Annotated in this window: 18 protein-coding genes; 8 read left to right on the forward strand and 10 right to left on the reverse strand. The window is 58.4% G+C overall.

Translation table 11 applies throughout. The annotated features are described in order from the left end of the window. Positions 1–57 precede the first annotated feature (57 nt). From AC2FFE_RS10255 to lpdA, 6 genes are all read left to right on the forward strand, one after another. Positions 58–600, forward strand: a complete 543-nt coding sequence (locus AC2FFE_RS10255; protein ID WP_496846565.1) for a DUF805 domain-containing protein — start codon at positions 58–60, stop codon at positions 598–600. After that, complete coding sequence (locus tag AC2FFE_RS10260) at positions 597–3554, forward strand: 2-oxoglutarate dehydrogenase E1 component (RefSeq protein WP_496846567.1); 2958 nt, start codon at positions 597–599, stop codon at positions 3552–3554. Before AC2FFE_RS10255 ends, AC2FFE_RS10260 begins: the two co-directional genes overlap by 4 nt. A gap of 3 nt (positions 3555–3557) precedes the next feature. Continuing rightward, entirely contained in the window at positions 3558–5072 is a 1515-nt protein-coding gene (gene odhB / locus AC2FFE_RS10265; RefSeq protein ID WP_496819012.1) for a 2-oxoglutarate dehydrogenase complex dihydrolipoyllysine-residue succinyltransferase, read from the forward strand. Between the two features lie 2 nt (positions 5073–5074). Then, on the forward strand, positions 5075–5344 hold the full coding sequence (locus tag AC2FFE_RS10270) for a hypothetical protein (RefSeq protein ID WP_496819011.1): 270 nt from the start codon (positions 5075–5077) through the stop codon (positions 5342–5344). Between the two features lie 80 nt (positions 5345–5424). Then, complete coding sequence (locus AC2FFE_RS10275) at positions 5425–5835, forward strand: MAPEG family protein (protein ID WP_496819010.1); 411 nt, start codon at positions 5425–5427, stop codon at positions 5833–5835. Positions 5836–5904: 69 nt separating this feature from the next. Further along, positions 5905–7293, forward strand: coding sequence for a dihydrolipoyl dehydrogenase (gene lpdA, locus AC2FFE_RS10280; RefSeq protein ID WP_496819009.1), 1389 nt, complete (start codon positions 5905–5907; stop codon positions 7291–7293). Between the two features lie 21 nt (positions 7294–7314). Here the strand turns inward: lpdA and AC2FFE_RS10285 are convergent, their stop codons facing one another. Continuing rightward, positions 7315–7893, reverse strand: coding sequence for a TetR/AcrR family transcriptional regulator (locus AC2FFE_RS10285; RefSeq protein WP_496819008.1), 579 nt, complete (start codon positions 7891–7893; stop codon positions 7315–7317). Between the two features lie 103 nt (positions 7894–7996). Between AC2FFE_RS10285 and AC2FFE_RS10290 the strand changes: the two genes are divergently transcribed. Then, positions 7997–8590 (forward strand): NAD(P)H-dependent oxidoreductase, encoded by a 594-nt coding sequence (locus AC2FFE_RS10290; protein ID WP_480548535.1) that lies wholly within the window; start codon positions 7997–7999, stop codon positions 8588–8590. Positions 8591–8599: 9 nt separating this feature from the next. On the opposite strand, the gene AC2FFE_RS10295 is transcribed toward AC2FFE_RS10290, so the two are convergent. From AC2FFE_RS10295 to AC2FFE_RS10310, 4 genes are read right to left on the reverse strand one after another with little or no spacing between them, the layout of a single operon-like run. Next, entirely contained in the window at positions 8600–9205 is a 606-nt protein-coding gene (locus tag AC2FFE_RS10295; RefSeq protein ID WP_496819006.1) for a pyridoxamine 5'-phosphate oxidase family protein, read from the reverse strand. Further along, a complete protein-coding gene (locus tag AC2FFE_RS10300; RefSeq protein ID WP_496846568.1) occupies positions 9192–9932 on the reverse strand; it encodes a lysophospholipid acyltransferase family protein in 741 nt (246 codons plus the stop codon). The genes AC2FFE_RS10295 and AC2FFE_RS10300 overlap by 14 nt, the downstream gene beginning before the upstream one ends. Continuing rightward, the gene (locus AC2FFE_RS10305) at positions 9932–10831 is read right to left on the reverse strand and encodes a cell division protein FtsX (protein ID WP_496819003.1); all 900 of its coding nucleotides are present in this window, start codon (positions 10829–10831) and stop codon (positions 9932–9934) included. The genes AC2FFE_RS10300 and AC2FFE_RS10305 overlap by 1 nt, the downstream gene beginning before the upstream one ends. Beyond that, positions 10828–11505 carry a cell division ATP-binding protein FtsE gene (locus tag AC2FFE_RS10310; protein WP_496819002.1) on the reverse strand — a complete coding sequence of 226 codons (678 nt, stop codon included), beginning with the start codon at positions 11503–11505 and terminating at the stop codon, positions 10828–10830. Before AC2FFE_RS10310 ends, AC2FFE_RS10305 begins: the two co-directional genes overlap by 4 nt. Positions 11506–11685: 180 nt before the next feature. Here AC2FFE_RS10310 and AC2FFE_RS10315 point away from each other — a divergent pair, with 180 nt between their 5' ends. Continuing rightward, positions 11686–12444, forward strand: coding sequence for a zinc-ribbon domain-containing protein (locus AC2FFE_RS10315; RefSeq protein WP_496846569.1), 759 nt, complete (start codon positions 11686–11688; stop codon positions 12442–12444). A 5-nt stretch (positions 12445–12449) separates the two neighbouring features. On the opposite strand, the gene AC2FFE_RS10320 is transcribed toward AC2FFE_RS10315, so the two are convergent. The 5 genes from AC2FFE_RS10320 to argH form a co-directional block, all read right to left on the reverse strand. Then, positions 12450–14981 carry a TIGR02302 family protein gene (locus AC2FFE_RS10320; RefSeq protein ID WP_496846675.1) on the reverse strand — a complete coding sequence of 844 codons (2532 nt, stop codon included), beginning with the start codon at positions 14979–14981 and terminating at the stop codon, positions 12450–12452. Between the two features lie 48 nt (positions 14982–15029). After that, positions 15030–16295: a diaminopimelate decarboxylase gene (gene lysA, locus AC2FFE_RS10325; protein ID WP_496846570.1), complete on the reverse strand. Its 1266-nt coding sequence runs from the start codon at positions 16293–16295 to the stop codon at positions 15030–15032. 70 nt (positions 16296–16365) lie between these two features. Beyond that, positions 16366–16515, reverse strand: coding sequence for a hypothetical protein (locus AC2FFE_RS10330; RefSeq protein WP_496818999.1), 150 nt, complete (start codon positions 16513–16515; stop codon positions 16366–16368). 45 nt (positions 16516–16560) lie between these two features. Then, positions 16561–16743, reverse strand: a complete 183-nt coding sequence (locus AC2FFE_RS10335; RefSeq protein WP_298935422.1) for an argininosuccinate lyase — start codon at positions 16741–16743, stop codon at positions 16561–16563. Next, positions 16743–18131, reverse strand: a complete 1389-nt coding sequence (argH, locus tag AC2FFE_RS10340) for an argininosuccinate lyase (RefSeq protein ID WP_496818998.1) — start codon at positions 18129–18131, stop codon at positions 16743–16745. Before argH ends, AC2FFE_RS10335 begins: the two co-directional genes overlap by 1 nt. Between the last annotated feature and the right edge of the window lie 21 nt (positions 18132–18152).

The following is an 18152-nucleotide window of genomic DNA, read 5'->3' on the forward strand; positions in this document are numbered from 1 at the left end:
TGGTTATTAGGACGCCGCCAGACTACATTTGATTGCGCTGTCGGGAACTGAGCCAACATGACCTTCTCCGATGCCATCCGAACCTGCTTCTCCAAGTTCTTCACCTTCTCGGGCCGTGCCTCACGGCCCGAATACTGGTTTTTTTTCCTGTTCATCGTGATCTGGAGCATCATTGCCGGGATTATCGACCTGCAATTCTTCACTCAGATCGCAGTGACCGAAACTGAGACATCGAAATCCGTCGCGGCCACCTCCTCTGGTCCGGTGCAGAGCATCGTCAGCCTGATCGTCTTCTTTCCGCATCTGGCCGTCGCGTGGCGACGGATGCATGATACCGGGCGCAGTGGGCTCTACGCCTTGCTGCCAATCCTGCTGATCCTCGGGGCCTTTGCGGTTCTGATCTTTGGCATCGGTCTTGCCTCAAGTTTCCAGCATGGCGGCAATCTGGACATCCTGTTCACCCGCGCCACTTTGCTGATCGTCATTCCGACACTCATCGTTCTGTTTGTATCGCCCCTCCTGGTTCTGTGGTGGCTGTCCCGCCCCAGCCAGCCAGGCACCAACCAATACGGTCCCAACCCATATGAGGTAGCCAAATGACCGAACATACGCCCAACACTGCCTTTCATGCCTCTAGCTTTATGCAGGGGCACAATGCCGAGTATCTGGAACAGTTATACGCCCAGTATACGAAAGACCCCAACGCGATAGATGCGGCATGGGTTGAGTTCTTCCGGCAGATGGGCGACGCCACACCGGACGTTCAGAAAGAGGCCGAAGGCCCCTCTTGGGCGCGCACAGACTGGCCACCGATGCCAACAGATGATCTGACCGGGGCGCTGACAGGTGAGTGGGCCGAGATTGATGCCAAGGCCGCTGGCAAAAAGATTCAAGAAAAGGCGGCCGATACGGGTGTGCAGGTCAGCGAAGACCAGATCAAACGCGCGGTGTTGGACAGCCTGCGCGCTCTGATGCTGATCCGGGCCTACCGGATCCGGGGCCATCTGGCCGCCGATCTGGACCCGCTGGGCATGCGCGCGGCCAGCAATCATCCAGAGCTGGACCCGAAGACATACGGCTTCACCGATGCCGATATGGATCGCCCGATCTTTATCGACAATGTTCTGGGCCTGCAGATGGCCAGCATGCGCCAGATCGTCGAGATCGTGAAACGCACCTATTGCGGCACCTTTGCGCTGCAGTACATGCATATCTCGAACCCGGAAGAAGCTGCCTGGCTGAAAGAACGCATCGAAGGGTATGGCAAGGAAATCCAGTTCACCAAGGAAGGCCGCAAGGCGATCCTGAACAAGATGGTCGAGGCCGAAGGGTTCGAGAAATTCCTGCATGTCAAATACATGGGCACCAAGCGCTTTGGTCTGGACGGTGGCGAAAGCCTGATCCCCGCGATGGAACAGATCATCAAACGCGGCGGAGCCTTAGGGGTACAGGACATCGTCATCGGCATGCCGCACCGCGGTCGCCTGAACATTCTCGCCAATGTGATGGGCAAACCTTACCGCGCGATTTTCAACGAATTTCAGGGCGGCAGCTTCAAACCTGAAGACGTGGATGGCTCGGGCGACGTGAAATACCACCTCGGCGCATCCAGCGACCGTGAGTTTGACGGCAACAGCGTACACCTGTCGCTGACCGCGAACCCTTCACACCTTGAAGCGGTGAACCCGGTTGTACTGGGCAAGGTTCGTGCAAAGCAAGACCAACTGAAGGATAGCGACCGCACCAAGGTGATGGGCATCCTGTTGCACGGCGATGCGGCCTTTGCCGGGCAAGGTGTGGTCGCCGAAGGGTTCGGTCTGTCCGGTTTGCGCGGGCACAGGACCGGTGGCACCATGCATATCGTGGTGAACAACCAGATCGGTTTCACCACCGCGCCACACTTCAGCCGCTCCAGCCCCTATCCAACGGATATCGCGCTGATGGTCGAGGCGCCGATCTTCCACGTGAACGGCGACGATCCCGAGGCGGTGGTACACGCGGCCAAAGTTGCGACCGAGTTCCGTCAGAAATTCCACAAAGACGTGGTGATCGACATCTTCTGCTACCGCCGGTTTGGTCATAACGAGGGCGATGAGCCCATGTTCACTAACCCGATCATGTACAAGAAGATCAAGACGCATAAGACCACGCTGTCGCTGTACACGGAACGTCTGGTCAAGGACGGGTTGATCCCCGAAGGCGAGATCGAAGATATGAAAACCGCCTTTCAGGCCCGCCTCAACGACGAGTTCGAGGCCGGAAAGGACTATAAACCCAACAAGGCCGATTGGCTGGATGGGCGGTGGTCGCATCTGGACAAGAACAAAGACGAATACATGCGCGGTGAGACTGCCATTGCGCCGGAGACTTTGGCCGAGATCGGCGCTGCACTCTCTCGTGCGCCGGACGGGTTTGCGATGCATAAAACCGTTGGCCGTCTGCTCGAACACAAGAAACAAATGTTTGAGAGCGGCAAAGGGTTCGACTGGTCGACAGGTGAGGCTCTGGCCTTTGGCTCATTGCTGACCGAAGGCTACCCGGTTCGTCTGTCCGGTCAGGATGCCACGCGCGGGACCTTCAGCCAGCGTCATTCGGGTTTCATCAACCAGGAGAATGAGGAACGGTACTACCCGCTCAACAACATTCGCGCGGGTCAGTCACAGTATGAAGTGATCGATTCGATGCTGTCGGAATATGCGGTTCTGGGCTTTGAATACGGCTATTCACTGGCGGAACCCAACGCGTTGACCCTATGGGAGGCGCAGTTTGGTGATTTCGCCAACGGCGCGCAGATCATGTTCGACCAGTTCATCAGCTCGGGCGAGAGCAAATGGTTGCGCATGTCTGGTTTGGTTTGTTTGCTTCCGCATGGCTTTGAAGGTCAGGGCCCGGAACACAGCTCGGCACGACTGGAACGGTTCCTGCAGATGTGCGGCCAGGACAACTGGATCGTGGCAAACTGCACGACGCCGGCGAACTATTTCCACATCCTGCGCCGCCAGCTGCACCGGACCTTCCGCAAGCCGCTGATCCTGGTAACGCCCAAATCGCTGCTGCGTCACAAGCTGGCTGTCAGCACGGCCGAGGAATTCACCACCGGCTCCAGCTTCCACCGCGTGTTGTGGGACGATGCGCAGCATGGCAATTCGGATACCAAATTGGTTGCCGACAGCAAGATCAAGCGGGTCGTGATGTGTTCCGGCAAGGTCTACTATGACCTGCTGGAAGAACGTGACGCGCGTGGCATCGACGATGTGTACCTGATGCGGATTGAACAATTTTATCCGTTCCCTGCGCATTCTCTGATCAATGAGCTTGAGCGTTTCAAAGGCGCTAAAATGATCTGGTGTCAGGAAGAACCCAAGAACCAAGGCCCCTGGACCTTTATCGAGCCCAACATCGAATGGGTCCTCACCCGCATCAAAGCAAAACACACACGGCCTCGCTATGTCGGCCGCGCCACATCGGCTTCGCCCGCGACGGGGCTGGCCAGCCAACACAAAGCCCAACAACAAGCGCTGGTGAACGAAGCGCTGAGCATTGAAGGAAAGTAAACGATGACGATTGAAGTTCGTGTTCCCACGCTTGGCGAGTCGGTAACCGAAGCCACGGTTGCGACATGGTTCAAGAAACCGGGCGACGCGGTCGCCGTGGATGAAATGTTGTGTGAGCTTGAGACGGACAAGGTCACCGTCGAAGTCCCCGCCCCCGCTGCCGGTGTGATGGGTGAGGTCATTGCAGCCGAAGGCCAAACCGTCGGGGTCAATGCATTGTTGGCGACCATCGCAGACGGTGACAGCGCAACGGCTGCCCCTGCGGCCGCGGCGCCAGCCCCTGCAACAGCGCCAACGGCTTCGGCGGGCAGTGTCGACGTGATGGTGCCAACGCTGGGCGAGTCCGTGACCGAGGCAACCGTGTCGACCTGGTTCAAACAGGTTGGCGACAGCGTCGCTCAGGACGAAATGTTATGTGAGTTGGAAACCGATAAAGTCTCAGTCGAGGTGCCTGCTCCGGCGGCAGGTGTTCTGGCGGAAATCACGGCCCCTGAAGGCACGACCGTCGACGCTTCTGCGAAACTTGCGGTGATCTCTGGCGGTGCGGCAGGTGCGGCCCAGGCCCCTGCCCCGGCAGCAGTTCCTGCCTCTGGCGGGATAGACAGTGGTGGCGGCAAAGACGTGGCCAATGCACCTTCTGCTGAGAAAGCCATGGCCGAGGCTGGCCTGTCCGCTGATCAGGTCACCGGGACCGGTCGTGATGGTCGCATCATGAAAGAAGACGTGGCCCGCGCCGTGGCAACCGCCTCCGCCCCGGCCCCAGCGCCTGCGGCAACCCCTGCTCCGGCCCCGCGTGCACCGGTTGCGGCCAGCGACGCTGCGCGCGAGGAACGGGTCAAGATGACCCGTTTGCGTCAGACCATCGCCAAGCGCCTGAAAGACAGCCAGAACACCGCTGCCATGCTGACCACCTATAACGAGGTTGACATGACCGAGGTGATGGCCCTGCGCAGTCAGTACAAAGACCAGTTCGAGAAGAAGCACGGTGTGCGTCTGGGCTTTATGTCCTTCTTCACCAAGGCCTGCTGCCACGCGCTGAAAGAAGTGCCCGAGGTGAATGCCGAGATCGATGGCACCGATATCGTTTATAAGAACTTCGTCCATATGGGCGTGGCCGCCGGAACGCCAACCGGTCTGGTGGTTCCGGTGATCCGCGATGCCGACAGTATGTCCTTCGCCGCGATCGAAAAGGCGATTGCCGAGAAAGGCAAACGCGCCCGTGACGGCAAGCTGAGCATGGAAGAGATGCAGGGCGGCACCTTCACAATCTCGAACGGTGGTGTCTATGGCTCGCTGATGTCCTCGCCGATCCTGAACCCGCCGCAATCGGGCATCCTTGGCATGCACAAGATTCAGGACCGTCCGATGGCGATCAACGGTCAGGTGGTGATCCGTCCAATGATGTATCTGGCGCTGTCCTATGACCACCGGATCGTCGACGGCAAAGGCGCTGTAACCTTCTTGGTGCGCGTGAAAGAAGCGCTGGAAGACCCGCGCCGCCTGCTGATGGATCTGTAACCATGGCAACGCATATTCTCTGGCAGGCCGATGTCGCTGATTTCGATGTCTGGCTAAAGGTGTTCCAAGAGGACCAAAAGATGAGAGAGGCCGCGGGCATCCGCGACCTCCACATCTGGCGGGACCCGAATCTGAAAGATCACGCGGTGGCCTTGTTTGAAGTCACCGATCTGGAACGCGCTCAGAGTTTCATCGAGTCTGAAGAATTGGCCATGCATCACGAACGTGGCGGCGTGGCCCATATCCAGGTCAAGATACTGACACCCGCCTGAATGCGACTGCCGCTGGACATAGACCCCAAGCATGGCCCGGGCGCGACAACGCCGAGCCGCACAACAAAAGTTTCTCACGCGTGACCCCTGAACTCACAGCCCTGACATTGGCCGCACTTTTGCAGGTTGTTCAGTATGTGGTGATGGCAGTCCCTGCGAATCGGGAACTCGGACCCGGCAAGACGATGTCTGCTCGCGACCGAAGCCGCTTGGGCGGCGGGTTGGAAGATCAGCTTTCGGAAAAAACAGCGCGCCTGTACCGCGCATTGAACAATCACTTCGAAGGGCTGATCCTGTTCGCAATCGCCTGTGTCGTCGTCACGCTCAGCGGATCATCCGATGGCTTTACGACGACCAGCGCGTACATCTATCTGGCTGCGCGCATCCTGTATGTTCCTGCATATTACTATGGCCTCAGACCCTGGCGCACGTTGATCTGGCTGGTCGGATTTCTGGCCACAACCCTCATGCTTTTGGCGGTGTTATTGTGACCCCGCTGTTGTACAAATTGTTCATAGGCCCAAACCCTGTGACAGCCCGACTTCTCAAGGAGACCCCTCATGGCAAACTATGACGTCATCGTAATCGGAGCAGGCCCCGGCGGCTATGTCTGCGCCATCCGCTGCGCCCAACTGGGCCTGAAAACCGCCGTGGTCGAAGGGCGCGAGACGTTGGGCGGCACCTGCCTGAACGTGGGCTGCATCCCATCCAAAGCGCTGCTGCATGCCAGTCATCAATTGCACGAGGCCGAACATAACTTTGCAAAGATGGGCCTGAAGGGCAAGTCGCCTTCTGTCGATTGGAAACAAATGCAGGCCTATAAGGACGAGGTCATCGAAGGTAATACAAAGGGCATTGAGTTCCTGTTCAAAAAGAACAAGATCGATTGGCTCAAAGGCTGGGGCTCGATCCCTGCCGCGGGTCAGGTCAAGGTTGGGGACGACGTGCATCAGGCCAAGAACATCATCATCGCGTCGGGATCCGAACCGGCATCCTTGCCCGGTGTAGAAGTTGACGAAAAGGTCGTTGTCACCTCAACCGGTGCGCTGTCTTTGGGCAAGATCCCCAAGAAGCTGGTGGTCATCGGCGCGGGTGTGATCGGTCTGGAGCTGGGTTCAGTCTATCAACGTCTGGGGGCCGAGGTCACGGTGATCGAATTCCTCGATGTGATCACTCCGGGCATGGACCCCGAGGTGCAGAAAACATTCCAGCGTATCTTGAAGAAGCAGGGTCTGAAATTCGTGATGGGGGCTGCAGTTCAGAAAACCGAGGCCACCAAGACAAAAGCCAAAGTCACGTACAAACTGCGCAAGGATGACAGCGAACATGTGGTCGACGCAGACGCCGTGCTGGTTGCCACCGGGCGCAAGCCATTCTCAGACGGTCTGGGGCTGGACGCTCTGGGCGTCGAAATGACACCGCGTGGTCAGATCAAAGTCGGTGCCGACTGGCAGACCAACGTGCCCGGCATCTACGCCATCGGCGACGTGACCGAAGGCCCAATGTTGGCGCATAAGGCCGAGGATGAGGGCATGGCCGCAGCCGAACAGGTCGCGGGCAAGCACGGTCATGTCAACTATGGCGTCATTCCGGGTGTGATCTACACCTGGCCCGAGGTCGCCAATGTTGGCGAGACCGAAGAGACGCTGAAAGAAAAGGGCCGTGCCTACAAGGTTGGCAAGTTCATGTTCATGGGCAACGGTCGCGCCAAGGCGAACTTTGCTGCCGATGGGTTCGTCAAGATTCTGGCCGATAAGGAAACTGATCGTATCCTCGGCGCACATATCATCGGCCCGGCCGCAGGTGATCTGATCCATGAGGTCTGCGTGGCGATGGAGTTTGGTGCCTCTGCAGAGGACCTCGCCCTGACCTGCCACGCCCACCCGACTTATTCCGAAGCCGTGCGAGAGGCCGCACTGGCCTGCGGTGACGGACCAATCCACAGCTAACACTCATGACCCCGGCCGCGATCAGCGCGCTGGGGTCAGCCACGCCTGCAGATAGGTTTCCAGTCTGTCGGTGAATGTCGTCGCAGAATGCAGCGCGCAGAATCTCAGAGACATGGCCTGAATCGCAAAAGCCTGCACGCCCTCGGCCAACAGCTCTGATGGCACATCCTTGCGCATCTCGGCGGCATCAAGCCACATCATCACCACGCGGAAATACCGCTCAAAGCAATAGGCGATGGGCCCGATTTCAGCGATAGCGGTTGCACCTGAATATCGGATCAAGAGATCGAAGACATACCGCTCGGACGTCATGAAACTGTGAACTGGTTCAAGGGCGGTGATGATCTCGGCGACGGTTCCGGGCTTTGGCCCGTTGTCAGCCTGATCCAGACAGGCATTCAATTTGTCCGCGATCATGATCTCCATCAACGCATCTTTGTCGCGGAAATGGGCGAAGAACGTGCCTTTGGCAACGCCAGCCAGTTGCACCACCTCCTCGACCCTTAAGGCCTCGTATCCGTTTTTCTGAATCAACTCTTCCGATGCTGCCATCAGGCGCGCGCGGGTTTTCAGTGTGCGTTTTTGAACTGTCTTTTGCATAAGCCCAGATTGCATATTTTTTGACCGTGGTCAAATTTATTATTGACCGTGGTCATTTTTTGATTCTATAAGATGACCGCGGTCACTTTTTAGGAGAAACCCAATGCAACCGAAGAAAATTCTGATCCTGGACGGGCACCCTGGTAAAAACAGCCTGTCACGCACCTTTGCGCAGACATATGGCGACGCGGCACGCCAGAATGGTCATGACGTGCGCGTCGTTCACTTAAGCGATCTCCAGTTTGATCTGGATTTCGGTCAGGGCAATTATCACGATTTCAAACCCCTCGAACCCGAACTGGAACAGGTTCTGCAGGATATTGAGTGGAGCAATCATCTGGTCCTCACTGCGCCTATGTGGTGGGGTGGATTGCCCGCGAAACTGAAAGGGTTGATCGACCGGATGTTCATCCCAGGGCGCACATTCGACACGCGCAACACGACGAAACTGGGTTTTCCAGCCCCAATGCTGACCGGGCGTACTGCGCGCGTAATCCTGACCTCAGACACGCCCGGCTGGTTCATGCGCCTGATCTATCGCCAAGCGCTCATCCGTCAGGTGCGTGATCAGATATTGGGGTTTGTCGGTTTCAAACCAACGAAGTTCACTTACTTCGCCGGTGCCAGCTATCCAAAAGCCGGCAGCGTCGAGCGCTGGATCTCGAAGGTTGAAAAAATTGGGGCGGCGGCGGTTTGATCGCTATGCTTACCACATCGTTTTGGCGGCGCGCGGAGCCCACGCCTGGTCATAGCGTGCGCCGCCCTCCTCACCGTCCGACGCTTCGGCCAGAATCTCTCCCACCGTTGGAAGGTCTTGGGATTCATCATCGCTCGACCAGGTTTTTGCCCGCATCAGCGCACGGGCGCATTGCGTGTAGATTTCCTGGATATCAACGACAATCACGGTCGCCGGACGTTTGCCGTGCTTTTCGAACTGCGCGCGCAAATCTTCATCAGCCGTCAGCCGTGCCGACCCGTTCAAACGCACCACATTGTTCGAACCCGGCACAAAAAACATCAACGACACGCGCGGGTCACGCACGATATTGCGCAGCGAATCCAAACGGTTGTTTCCTCGCCAATCCGGCAGGGCCAGCGTAGCGGGATCCAGTTCCAGAACCACCGGGCCATCGTCACCGCGCGGGCTGCCATCTACGCCTTCCGGGCCAACCGTACTCAGAACGCATAGTCGGGACGCCATAATCCACTTACGATAAAGTGGCGTAAGCTGTCGCACCACCTTACGCAAAGATGGCGCGCCCGGTGTGCCGTAGAGCCCTTCTAACGTGCTTAGATCGTCAATGAACTGCATCCGGATCAAACCCCACTTCTTGCATCAGCGCGTCAGAACGTGTTTCGATTACGTTTTCTAGACGTTCCAGAAATTCTTCGCGTTCTACACCGGGCTCAATGGGTTCAAGGAAGTCTACAATCGCAAGGCCCGGCTTGCGCATGAGACCCGTACGCGGCCAAAACACGCCCGCATTTGTCGCCACAGGGACACAGGGAAAACCCAACCCTTCGTACAAAACGGCAGTGCCAACTTTGTAAGGTTTCTTGGCCCCCGGTGCGACGCGGGTGCCTTGCGGATAGATGACCAGCTGACCGGGTTCGGTGAATTCTTTAGCGACGTCCTTGACCATCTTGGCCACTGCGGCGCCCTTCTTGCCCCGGTTCACGGGAATACAGCCCAAACGGCGCGCATACATCCCGATGATCGGGGTCCACAACAGCTCTCGCTTCATGATGAACTTGCCATGCGGGATAGCGTTGAAGATCATGATGATATCGAGAAAGGATTGATGCTTGGCACCGATTACAACCTCACCTGTCGGCGGTGTTCCGCGTACTTCGCTGCGAATACCCACCATCCAACGCGCCAGCCACAATGTGCTGCGCGCATAGGTTTTGCAGGCCCTTGATGCCCCCCGTTTTGCAAAAATCGCATAGGGTAAAAATACGATGCCTAGAATCAACATCCAAAGGTAGATCACGAACATAAAGACCAACGAGCGGACCCATTGAACAGCCTTGGACATCAGGAAAGCTCCTTCAACTTGCGGCGCGCAGCGGTCCAGGTCGCGAAGAAAGCGACAACGGCACCCAGAATGGGGATCAGCACGGGCAACGCCCAATCCCTCCCCTGAAATCCGACGCCGGACAAGAACCCTCCGGCATCCGAGGCTTCGGGCAACAGCAGAACACCGATCATGCCCAGCATTGTGCCCACCGCTGCACCGAACAGCGCGCGATAGGTGAACCGACGCACAAAGGCGCCCGCTATAAACCGGTCGCGCGCACCGACCTGGCGCAGCACCTCGATGATCTGCGCATTCGCCGCCAGCGAAGCATTGGCCGCTAATGTGATCATGGCCGCCGTTGCCCCGCCAATCAAAAGGATCGAAATCCACCCAAGACGTCGCAGAGACGTCGCCGCATCCACCAAAGGTTCGCGCCATCTTGTGTGGTCATCGAGAACGGCACCCGGCACCTCGGCCCCCAGGCGTAGGCGCAGGCCAGCGGCATCCAGTCCAGGCTCACCCTCTACAATCTCGATCAGTTGTGGGATGGGCAGCGTATCCAGCGGCAGATCCGGCCCGAACCAGGGCGACAGCAACGCAGCCTGTTCATCCGCAGTCAGTGCACGGGCTGATGCCACACCCGGTGTCTGGTTCAGAACAATCAGCGCGGCCTCGGTCTGGGCGGCCAGTTGCTCGGCAGGGGCGTTGATCCGCAGCGTTGCCGCCCCGGCCAGTTCCGAGGCCCAGCGATCCGCGATCCGGCCCGAAGCCAGAGACAAGGCCAACGCAAAAACCGTCAGAAAAGCCATCGCACCAGAAACAAACAGCGTCAGATGGGCGGTATAACCAGTGGGCGGCACCACCCGATCAGCGCGGCTGTCGCGGCGCAGCAGGTTTCGGATGTCACCCTTGCTCATAGATCTGCCCCCGCCAGCTGCAACCGGCGCTGCGAAATACGCAGCACGCGGGCCTGAACCTGGCTTTTTGCGGCGCGGATCAGGCTTAGATCATGGGTTGCGATCAGGACGGTTTTGCCCATTTTGTTCAACTCGACCAGAAGGCGCAACAGACGCTGCGACATCTCCCAATCCACGTTTCCCGTGGGTTCGTCCGCCAATACGACATCGGGTGACAGGATCAGGGCACGCGCCAGTGCCGCACGTTGGCGTTCACCTCCGGACAGTTCGGGCGGATGTGCGTCTAGCCGGGACCCCAATCCGACCCATCCCAGCAGTTCCGACAGGTTGCTTTGTTCCTCGGCCTCGGCGCGGCCCGAAACCATGAGCGGCAAAGCCACGTTTTCTGCGAGCGTCATGTGATCGAGAAATTGACAATCCTGATGCACAACACCAATTCGGCGGCGCAGCAACGCCATCTCATCGCGGTCCAGTGCTGAAATATCCTGCTCAAAGGCGCTCAGACGCCCCGAAGTTGGCAACAACGCGCCATAGCACAGCTTTAGAAATGTGGTTTTACCCGCACCAGAGGGACCCGTCAGAAAATGAAACGAGCCCGGCTGCAATTGCACCGAGACGTCGCTCAGCAATTCGCCGCCACCATAAGTGTAGCTGACATTTTCCAGCTCGATCACACGTGCCCCCTTTTTATCTGCTCTTCTTGCCCGAGCGCGGGTGTGGTTTCAATGCCTGTACCGAGTCCAATTGGTGACACTTGGACCGCGAAACCGAAAACGCGCTTTGCTGTTGGGTCTTAACGGAATAACATGCCTGAAAAAACTATTATCCGCCGAATTGTCGGCCGGGGAGGCAGCATGCGTCTTACATGTCCGAATTGCAGTGCCCAATATGAGGTACCAGACGAGGTCATCCCCGAAGAAGGCCGCGATGTGCAATGTTCCGCCTGTGATCAGACATGGTTTCAGGCGAAATACCCCACCGATGAAACACCTGAAACAGCTGGGGTGGAAACCACCGAACTCAAGGCCAAGCTGTCTGAGCTCGAGACGTCGACACCTGAGGAAGAAGACGACTCAGGCACTGACAGGTTGCCGGTCGAGGAAGCCTTTTCCGACCAGGAACCGGAAGTGGCCACGGCTGAAACCAAGACTTCTGGAAATATCGACCCCTCTGTTGCCAATATTCTTCAGGAAGAGGCCGCGCGCGAATCCGAACTTAGGGCGCAGGAAGGCAGCAGCCTTGAAACGCAGCCTGATCTCGCATTGGATGTCGCACCAATTCCGAAGGTCGAACCCAAAACGCCAACCGCATCAGAAACATCCCAAGATGCCGGTCAGAAAGAAGCGTTGCCGGATGTCGAGACGATCAACTCCAGCATGTTGGCCGAAGACCCGGATGCCGTGCAACCAGCACGCAAATCCGGTGGCTTTGTGCGCGGGTTTGCATTTGTTCTCATCATCGCGGTGATCCTGTATCTGATTTATGGCAATGCGCAGCAAATCAGCGAAGTCGTCCCACAGGCCGATCCAGTGCTGAAACCTTACGTATCTCTGGTCGATCAGGCGCGTATCTGGCTTGAGGCACAGGCCGGATCAGGCGCGCCACAGAACTAACGGCCTCAGAACCGTTCCAGCAGCCGTTTCAGGTATTCCAGTTCAATCGTGGGCCGGTCCGTTTCGCCGGTCCGGCGACGGATTTCGTCCAGCAGCTCACGCGCACGGCGGTAGACATCTTCGCCTTGCAACAGATTGTCATCCGTCGAGATCGACCCTGCAGCCCCGGGGTTTCGGCCCAGTGGGTCACGGTTATTCGCCTGGGCCTCGCCTTCCTCGGCGCCTTGGCCAGGCTGGTTTTGCTGGTTCTCGGCCAGCGCCTCACCTAATGAGCGCATGCCTTCGCGCAGGGCTTCCATCGCCTCGGATTGGCGATCTATCGCCTCGGCCAGATCGTCGCCGCGCAGGGCCTGTTCGGCCTCATCCATGGCCCGACCCGCACGGTCCAGCGCATCACGGGCGGCTTCACCTTCCTGCGTGCCCGCACCTGGCAGGCCCTGTTCCTGACTCCGCAATTCATCGCGCAGCGCCTGTTGGCGATCCGCCAGACTTCCCTGACCGGACTGACCTTCTCCTGCCTGATCGGAATCCTGACCCTGACCACCCTGCCCTTCGTGGCTTTGACCCCGACCCTGACCACCATTGCGGCCTTCGTTGCCCTGGCTCTCACCGGCCTGACCGCCCGGATTGAATTGTTCCTGCAAATCGCGGAAGGCCTGATCGCTCAGCCCTTGTTGTTCGCGCAGTGTCTCGGCCAGACCTTCCATGGCCTGTTGCCCCTCAGACTGGCCGCCCTGACCCTGACCTTGGGTGACGCGCATGTTCTCCATCATCTGCTGGAACTCTTCCAGCGCCTGCTGAGCTTCGGCCATGCGACCCTGTTCCATCAGTTCCTGAATACGGTCCATCATGGCCTGCAGATCATCCTGCGACATCTGCAGCGACTCGCCATTTTGCCCGGACTGACGTTCGCCATCTTCGCCATTCTGTTGCGCCAGACGCTGCAACTGCTGCAGATAGTCTTGCGTCGCCTCGCGCAGCTCCTGCATCAACTCTGCAATCTCCTCATCGCTCGCGCCGTTTTTCATAGCCTCGCTTAGGCGTTCCTGCGCGCGGCGCATTCGCTCAAGTGCGTTGGCCAAGGTACCGTCTTCGATAAGAACCGCCAGATCCCAAAGGGCTTGCGCGATTTCATCCTGCTGAGGCTGCTTCAGCCCGTATTGATTGAAAGCTTCCAAACGACGCAAGAGAACGCGCAGTCGTAGGTAGGCCGTATCCGAGCGGAACAAACCCTCGGGCTGATGCGAAACGGCCCGTAACACCTGAGCGACTCGCACCCCATTTTCGCGCGACCATAGCAGATCGCGGCGTTGTTCGATCACAGCCGCCGCCAGCGGGTCAAAGAACCGGCGCGCAGGCAAGGCGGTCAGATAGGGTTCGGATTGCGATTGCTGATCCGCCGCATCGCGCGCCATCAACGTGATCCGCACCGGCAGATGCGCCCAAGGATGTTCCGAGAAATCTTCGATCAGGTCTTCGGTGAAATCGGCCCGGTCGCCGGTGATGGGCATGGGCAATTCAATCTCGATCACCTCGCGCGGCTCAGGTTCTGTGGTCAAACCATACCGGCGATCTACGGCATCCAGATCAAGTTCGATCAGGGCAGAGCCAGAGACAACGCCATAGTCATCGCTGGATTGAAACGGCAGTTTCATCTGCCCGCCTGCTTCGGCCTCGGCCCGACCTGCCACGTCAATGGTCGGAGGGGCATCGCCAATCACGTCAACAACCCAATCCCGGCCTGCGGGTCCTTCGATCCGCAATTGCCCCGATTGAGTGACAACAAAATCCTGTTCTGGTTCAGTGGCAGCTTCGGTTCCAGTGACCGAACTTGTTTCGGTCAGGCTGTGCGCACCGACCTCGCCATAAAACCTCAAAGTAACGCTACTGCCCGCAGGCACGGATAGGGTGGGGCCCGACTGATCGGCAAGATAAAGCGTTGGCAGGCCGGTATAGCGCGGTGGCTCGACCCAGCCTTCCCAAGTCGGTCCCTGGCCGGCGATAGCTGTTCCCGGCGTCATCTCGGCGACGGAGCCAATGCGCCAAAGTGATCCGAACAGCATGGCGACAACCAATGCCAATAGAGCGGCATAGCGCAGGGCATATGGATCGCGCGAAGCAAGGCGCAGATCAGGTTTCACTGCCTCGGCCTGAGAAACGCGCTGTGCCATCCGCTCCTTGTGCGCCTGCCATAAAGCAACCGAATCCGCATCCGTCGCCCCGATGGCCTGGTCATCGATCAACGCCTGAATAGGGCGTCCGGGCAAAGCCTCATCCAAGCGCACAAGCGCCTCGGCGCGCGTCGGCCGATGGAATCGCCGAAGCCCAACAGCCGCAGCCACGCTCAGCGCGATCAGGCTGACTGCACCTGCGGCCCAGACAAATTCAACGCGAACCTGATCCTGAATGCCGAGCATCAAAGCAGCCAGAACGGCCATCAAAATCGAGAAAAACGGCCAGAATGCACGCAAAGCCTGCTCGGCCAGCATCCCAGCATGGGTCAGCCAGAGCGATCGTCTTGGTATCGGCAGCTTCATTTTATCGCGCAATGCGGGCCTCCTGATCGGGCCCTTACGCTGATTGCGTCAAAGCCACATAGGTATGGTATCGCGGTTTATGATTTCGTCAAAGCTTGGGCGTTCACGAATAACTGCAAATTGATCCCCATGCACCAGAACCTCGGGGATGAGGGGTCGCGTGTTGTATTCGCTCGACATCACCGCGCCATAAGCACCGGCACTGCGGAACGCCACCAGATCGCCCGCATCAAGCGGCGGCATGTTGCGCTGTTTGGCAAATGTATCGCCGCTTTCGCAGACTGGGCCGACGATGTCATAGGGTTGTTGTTCAACGCCAGGGACAGGTTCCTGAACGGCTATAATGTCGTGATACGCCTCGTACATCGCCGGGCGGATCAGATCATTCATTGCGCCATCAAGGATCAGAAAATCCCGACCCTCGCCGGATTTCACATAGATCACCTTGCTCACCATCAATCCGGCATTGCCCGCGATCAGACGTCCGGGTTCGATCTCAATTTCACAATCCAGATGGCCCAGCGTCTTCTTGATCAGCGCGCCATATTCGACAGGCAGCGGCGGCGCATCATTAGAGCGCGCATAGGGAATGCCCAAACCGCCCCCCAAATCGAGACGGCGGATATTGTGCCCTTCGGCCCGCAACTGCTCGGTCAGTTCAGCGACCTTGGTATAGGCAAGCTCAAACGGCTCCAACTCGGTCAATTGTGACCCGATATGAACGTCAATCCCAATCACTTCGAGCCCCGGCAAGCTGGCGGCCAGCGCATAAACCTCGGATGCGCGCGAGATCGGAATGCCAAATTTGTTTTCGGATTTACCTGTCGCAATCTTGGCATGAGTCTTCGCATCCACATCCGGGTTTACTCGGATTGTGATCGGCGCAACCATCCCCAGCGCTGCCGCGACCGCGCTGATCACCTGCATCTCGGGTTCGGATTCCACGTTGAACTGGCGGATACCGCCGGTCAGGGCAGTCCGGATCTCATCTGCCGTTTTGCCGACACCCGAGAACACGATCTTATCGCCCGGAACGCCTGCGGCCTTGGCCCGCAGGTATTCCCCGCCCGAAACAACATCCATCCCGGCGCCTGCCTGTGCCAATGTCTTCAGGATGGCCTGATTGCTGGCCGCTTTCATCGCGTAGCAAACAAGGTGATCAGTTCCCTCAAGCGCATCATCGAACAGCATGAAATGACGCAGCAAGGTGGCTGTCGAATAGACATAGAACGGGGTTCCGACCGCAGCTGCGATTTCGGAGATCGGGACATCCTCGGCGAAAAGCGCGCCGTCGCGGTAGAGAAAGTGATCCATATCTGCGCGCTTAGACCAAAACGGCCCCCCGGTTCAATGGTTTCGGGCCGTCATAGCCCGGTACGGCCCTTTAGAACTCGGTCGAGACGCCAGCACGTGCATAGCCGGATACGGAAATGCCGGACTGTTTTGGCTCTGGCTTAGGATCAGGGCGCGACGCAGATGTCGGTTCGCAAGCCACCAAAACGGCAAGCACAAAAATTAGGCCGATGGTTCGCATATGCCGTTCTCCTTAGAGTCTGTACTGCCGGTGTTGGATTTCAGATCAGACACCCAGATAAAGGCCAAAGCCGCCCTTGCGCAGGCCAACGCCTCCGCCAACATGTGTCCCGCTGGACCCAACGCCAACGCCCAGGCTGGCCGTCGGCTGAACGGGTTCGCCATCGGCACCGCAGGCTGCCAAGGCAAACCCAGTCAAGATCAGCAGAATGACCCGAAACATACGCATCACACCAGCGCCTTCCATCGTTTGATCTGAGCCCGCACCTGATCAGGCGCAGTCCCCCCATAAGATTGACGCGAGTTTACCGAGTTTTCAACGGTGAGGACAGAATAGACGTCATCGGTGATATCAGCGTGCACCGATTTCATATCCTCAAGCGTTAGGTCGGGCAGGTCGCAACCCTTGGTTTCGGCCATCGCGACCAGCGATCCGGTCACGTGGTGCGCATCGCGGAACGGCAGGCCCAGCACACGGACCAACCAGTCAGCCAGATCGGTTGCAGTTGAGAACCCCGACCCTGCCGCTGCGGCAAGGGTTTCGCGGTTGGCGGTCATATCCTTGACCATGCCCTCCATCGCGGCCAGCGCCAGCATCCAGTTGTCGGCGGCGTCAAAAACCTGCTCTTTATCTTCCTGCATGTCCTTGGAATAGGCCAGCGGCAGGCCTTTCATCACCATCATCAGCGCGGTATTGGCCCCATAGATGCGGCCCACCTTGGCGCGGATCAGCTCGGCGGCATCGGGGTTTTTCTTTTGCGGCATGATTGACGAGCCGGTTGAGAACCGGTCGGACAGGGTGACAAAGCGGAACTGGGCCGAGGACCAGATCACCAGCTCCTCGGCAAAACGCGAAAGGTGGACGGCGCAGATCGAGGCGGTGGACAGGAACTCCAGCGCGAAGTCGCGGTCGCTGACCGCATCCAGTGAGTTCGCGGCGGGGCGGTCAAAGCCCAGCGCCTCGGCAGTCATGTGACGGTCGATAGGGAATGATGTCCCGGCCAGCGCGGCGGCACCAAGTGGGGATTCGTTCATCCGGGTGCGCGCATCGCGCACTCGGCTGAGATCGCGGCCAAACATCTCGACATAAGCCATCATGTGATGGCCCCACGTCACCGGCTGCGCCGTTTGCAGATGGGTAAAGCCCGGCATGACCCAATCGGCTCCGGCCTCAGCCTGCGCCAAAAGCGCGCGGATCAGGGCCAGCAATCCGGTTTCCGCCGCATCGAACTGATAACGGACCCACAGCTTGAAATCGGTCGCAACCTGATCGTTGCGCGACCGGCCTGTGTGCAGACGGCCTGCGGGTTCACCGATCACCTCTTTTAGCCGTGCCTCGACATTCATATGAATGTCTTCCAGCGCGGTCGAGAACTGAAACGAACCGGATTGGATTTCTGACAAAACGGTGAGCAGCCCTTCCCGAATAGCCTGCGCATCACTATCAGTTATAACGCCTGTGGCAGCCAACATGGCGGCATGGGCCCGCGAGCCTGCGATGTCCTGGGCTGCCATCCGCTGATCGAACCCGATCGAGGCATTGATTGCCTCCATGATCGCGTCTGGACCGGCGGCAAAGCGGCCGCCCCACATCTGGTTCGAGGATTGATCGGTCATGAAAGAAAACCCGGAGTTGAT

It is taken from the genome of Ruegeria sp. YTSA168 (assembly GCF_059610045.1).

Excerpts from the sequence above, each read along its gene's own strand:
- AC2FFE_RS10320 (WP_496846675.1), bottom strand. The coding sequence starts at position 14,981 with ATGAAGCTGCCGATACCAAGACGATCGCTCTGGCTGACCCATGCTGGG.
- AC2FFE_RS10300 (WP_496846568.1), bottom strand. The coding sequence starts at position 9,932 with ATGTCCAAGGCTGTTCAATGGGTCCGCTCGTTGGTCTTTATGTTCGTG.
- lysA (WP_496846570.1), bottom strand. The coding sequence starts at position 16,295 with ATGGATCACTTTCTCTACCGCGACGGCGCGCTTTTCGCCGAGGATGTC.
- AC2FFE_RS10290 (WP_480548535.1), top strand. The coding sequence starts at position 7,997 with ATGCAACCGAAGAAAATTCTGATCCTGGACGGGCACCCTGGTAAAAAC.
- AC2FFE_RS10335 (WP_298935422.1), bottom strand. The coding sequence starts at position 16,743 with ATGCGTATGTTTCGGGTCATTCTGCTGATCTTGACTGGGTTTGCCTTG.
- AC2FFE_RS10260 (WP_496846567.1), top strand. The coding sequence starts at position 597 with ATGACCGAACATACGCCCAACACTGCCTTTCATGCCTCTAGCTTTATG.
- argH (WP_496818998.1), bottom strand. The coding sequence starts at position 18,131 with ATGACCGATCAATCCTCGAACCAGATGTGGGGCGGCCGCTTTGCCGCC.
- odhB (WP_496819012.1), top strand. The coding sequence starts at position 3,558 with ATGACGATTGAAGTTCGTGTTCCCACGCTTGGCGAGTCGGTAACCGAA.
- AC2FFE_RS10330 (WP_496818999.1), bottom strand. The coding sequence starts at position 16,515 with ATGCGAACCATCGGCCTAATTTTTGTGCTTGCCGTTTTGGTGGCTTGC.
- AC2FFE_RS10255 (WP_496846565.1), top strand. The coding sequence starts at position 58 with ATGACCTTCTCCGATGCCATCCGAACCTGCTTCTCCAAGTTCTTCACC.
- AC2FFE_RS10270 (WP_496819011.1), top strand. The coding sequence starts at position 5,075 with ATGGCAACGCATATTCTCTGGCAGGCCGATGTCGCTGATTTCGATGTC.
- AC2FFE_RS10305 (WP_496819003.1), bottom strand. The coding sequence starts at position 10,831 with ATGAGCAAGGGTGACATCCGAAACCTGCTGCGCCGCGACAGCCGCGCT.
- AC2FFE_RS10315 (WP_496846569.1), top strand. The coding sequence starts at position 11,686 with ATGCGTCTTACATGTCCGAATTGCAGTGCCCAATATGAGGTACCAGAC.
- lpdA (WP_496819009.1), top strand. The coding sequence starts at position 5,905 with ATGGCAAACTATGACGTCATCGTAATCGGAGCAGGCCCCGGCGGCTAT.
- AC2FFE_RS10295 (WP_496819006.1), bottom strand. The coding sequence starts at position 9,205 with ATGCAGTTCATTGACGATCTAAGCACGTTAGAAGGGCTCTACGGCACA.
- AC2FFE_RS10285 (WP_496819008.1), bottom strand. The coding sequence starts at position 7,893 with ATGCAAAAGACAGTTCAAAAACGCACACTGAAAACCCGCGCGCGCCTG.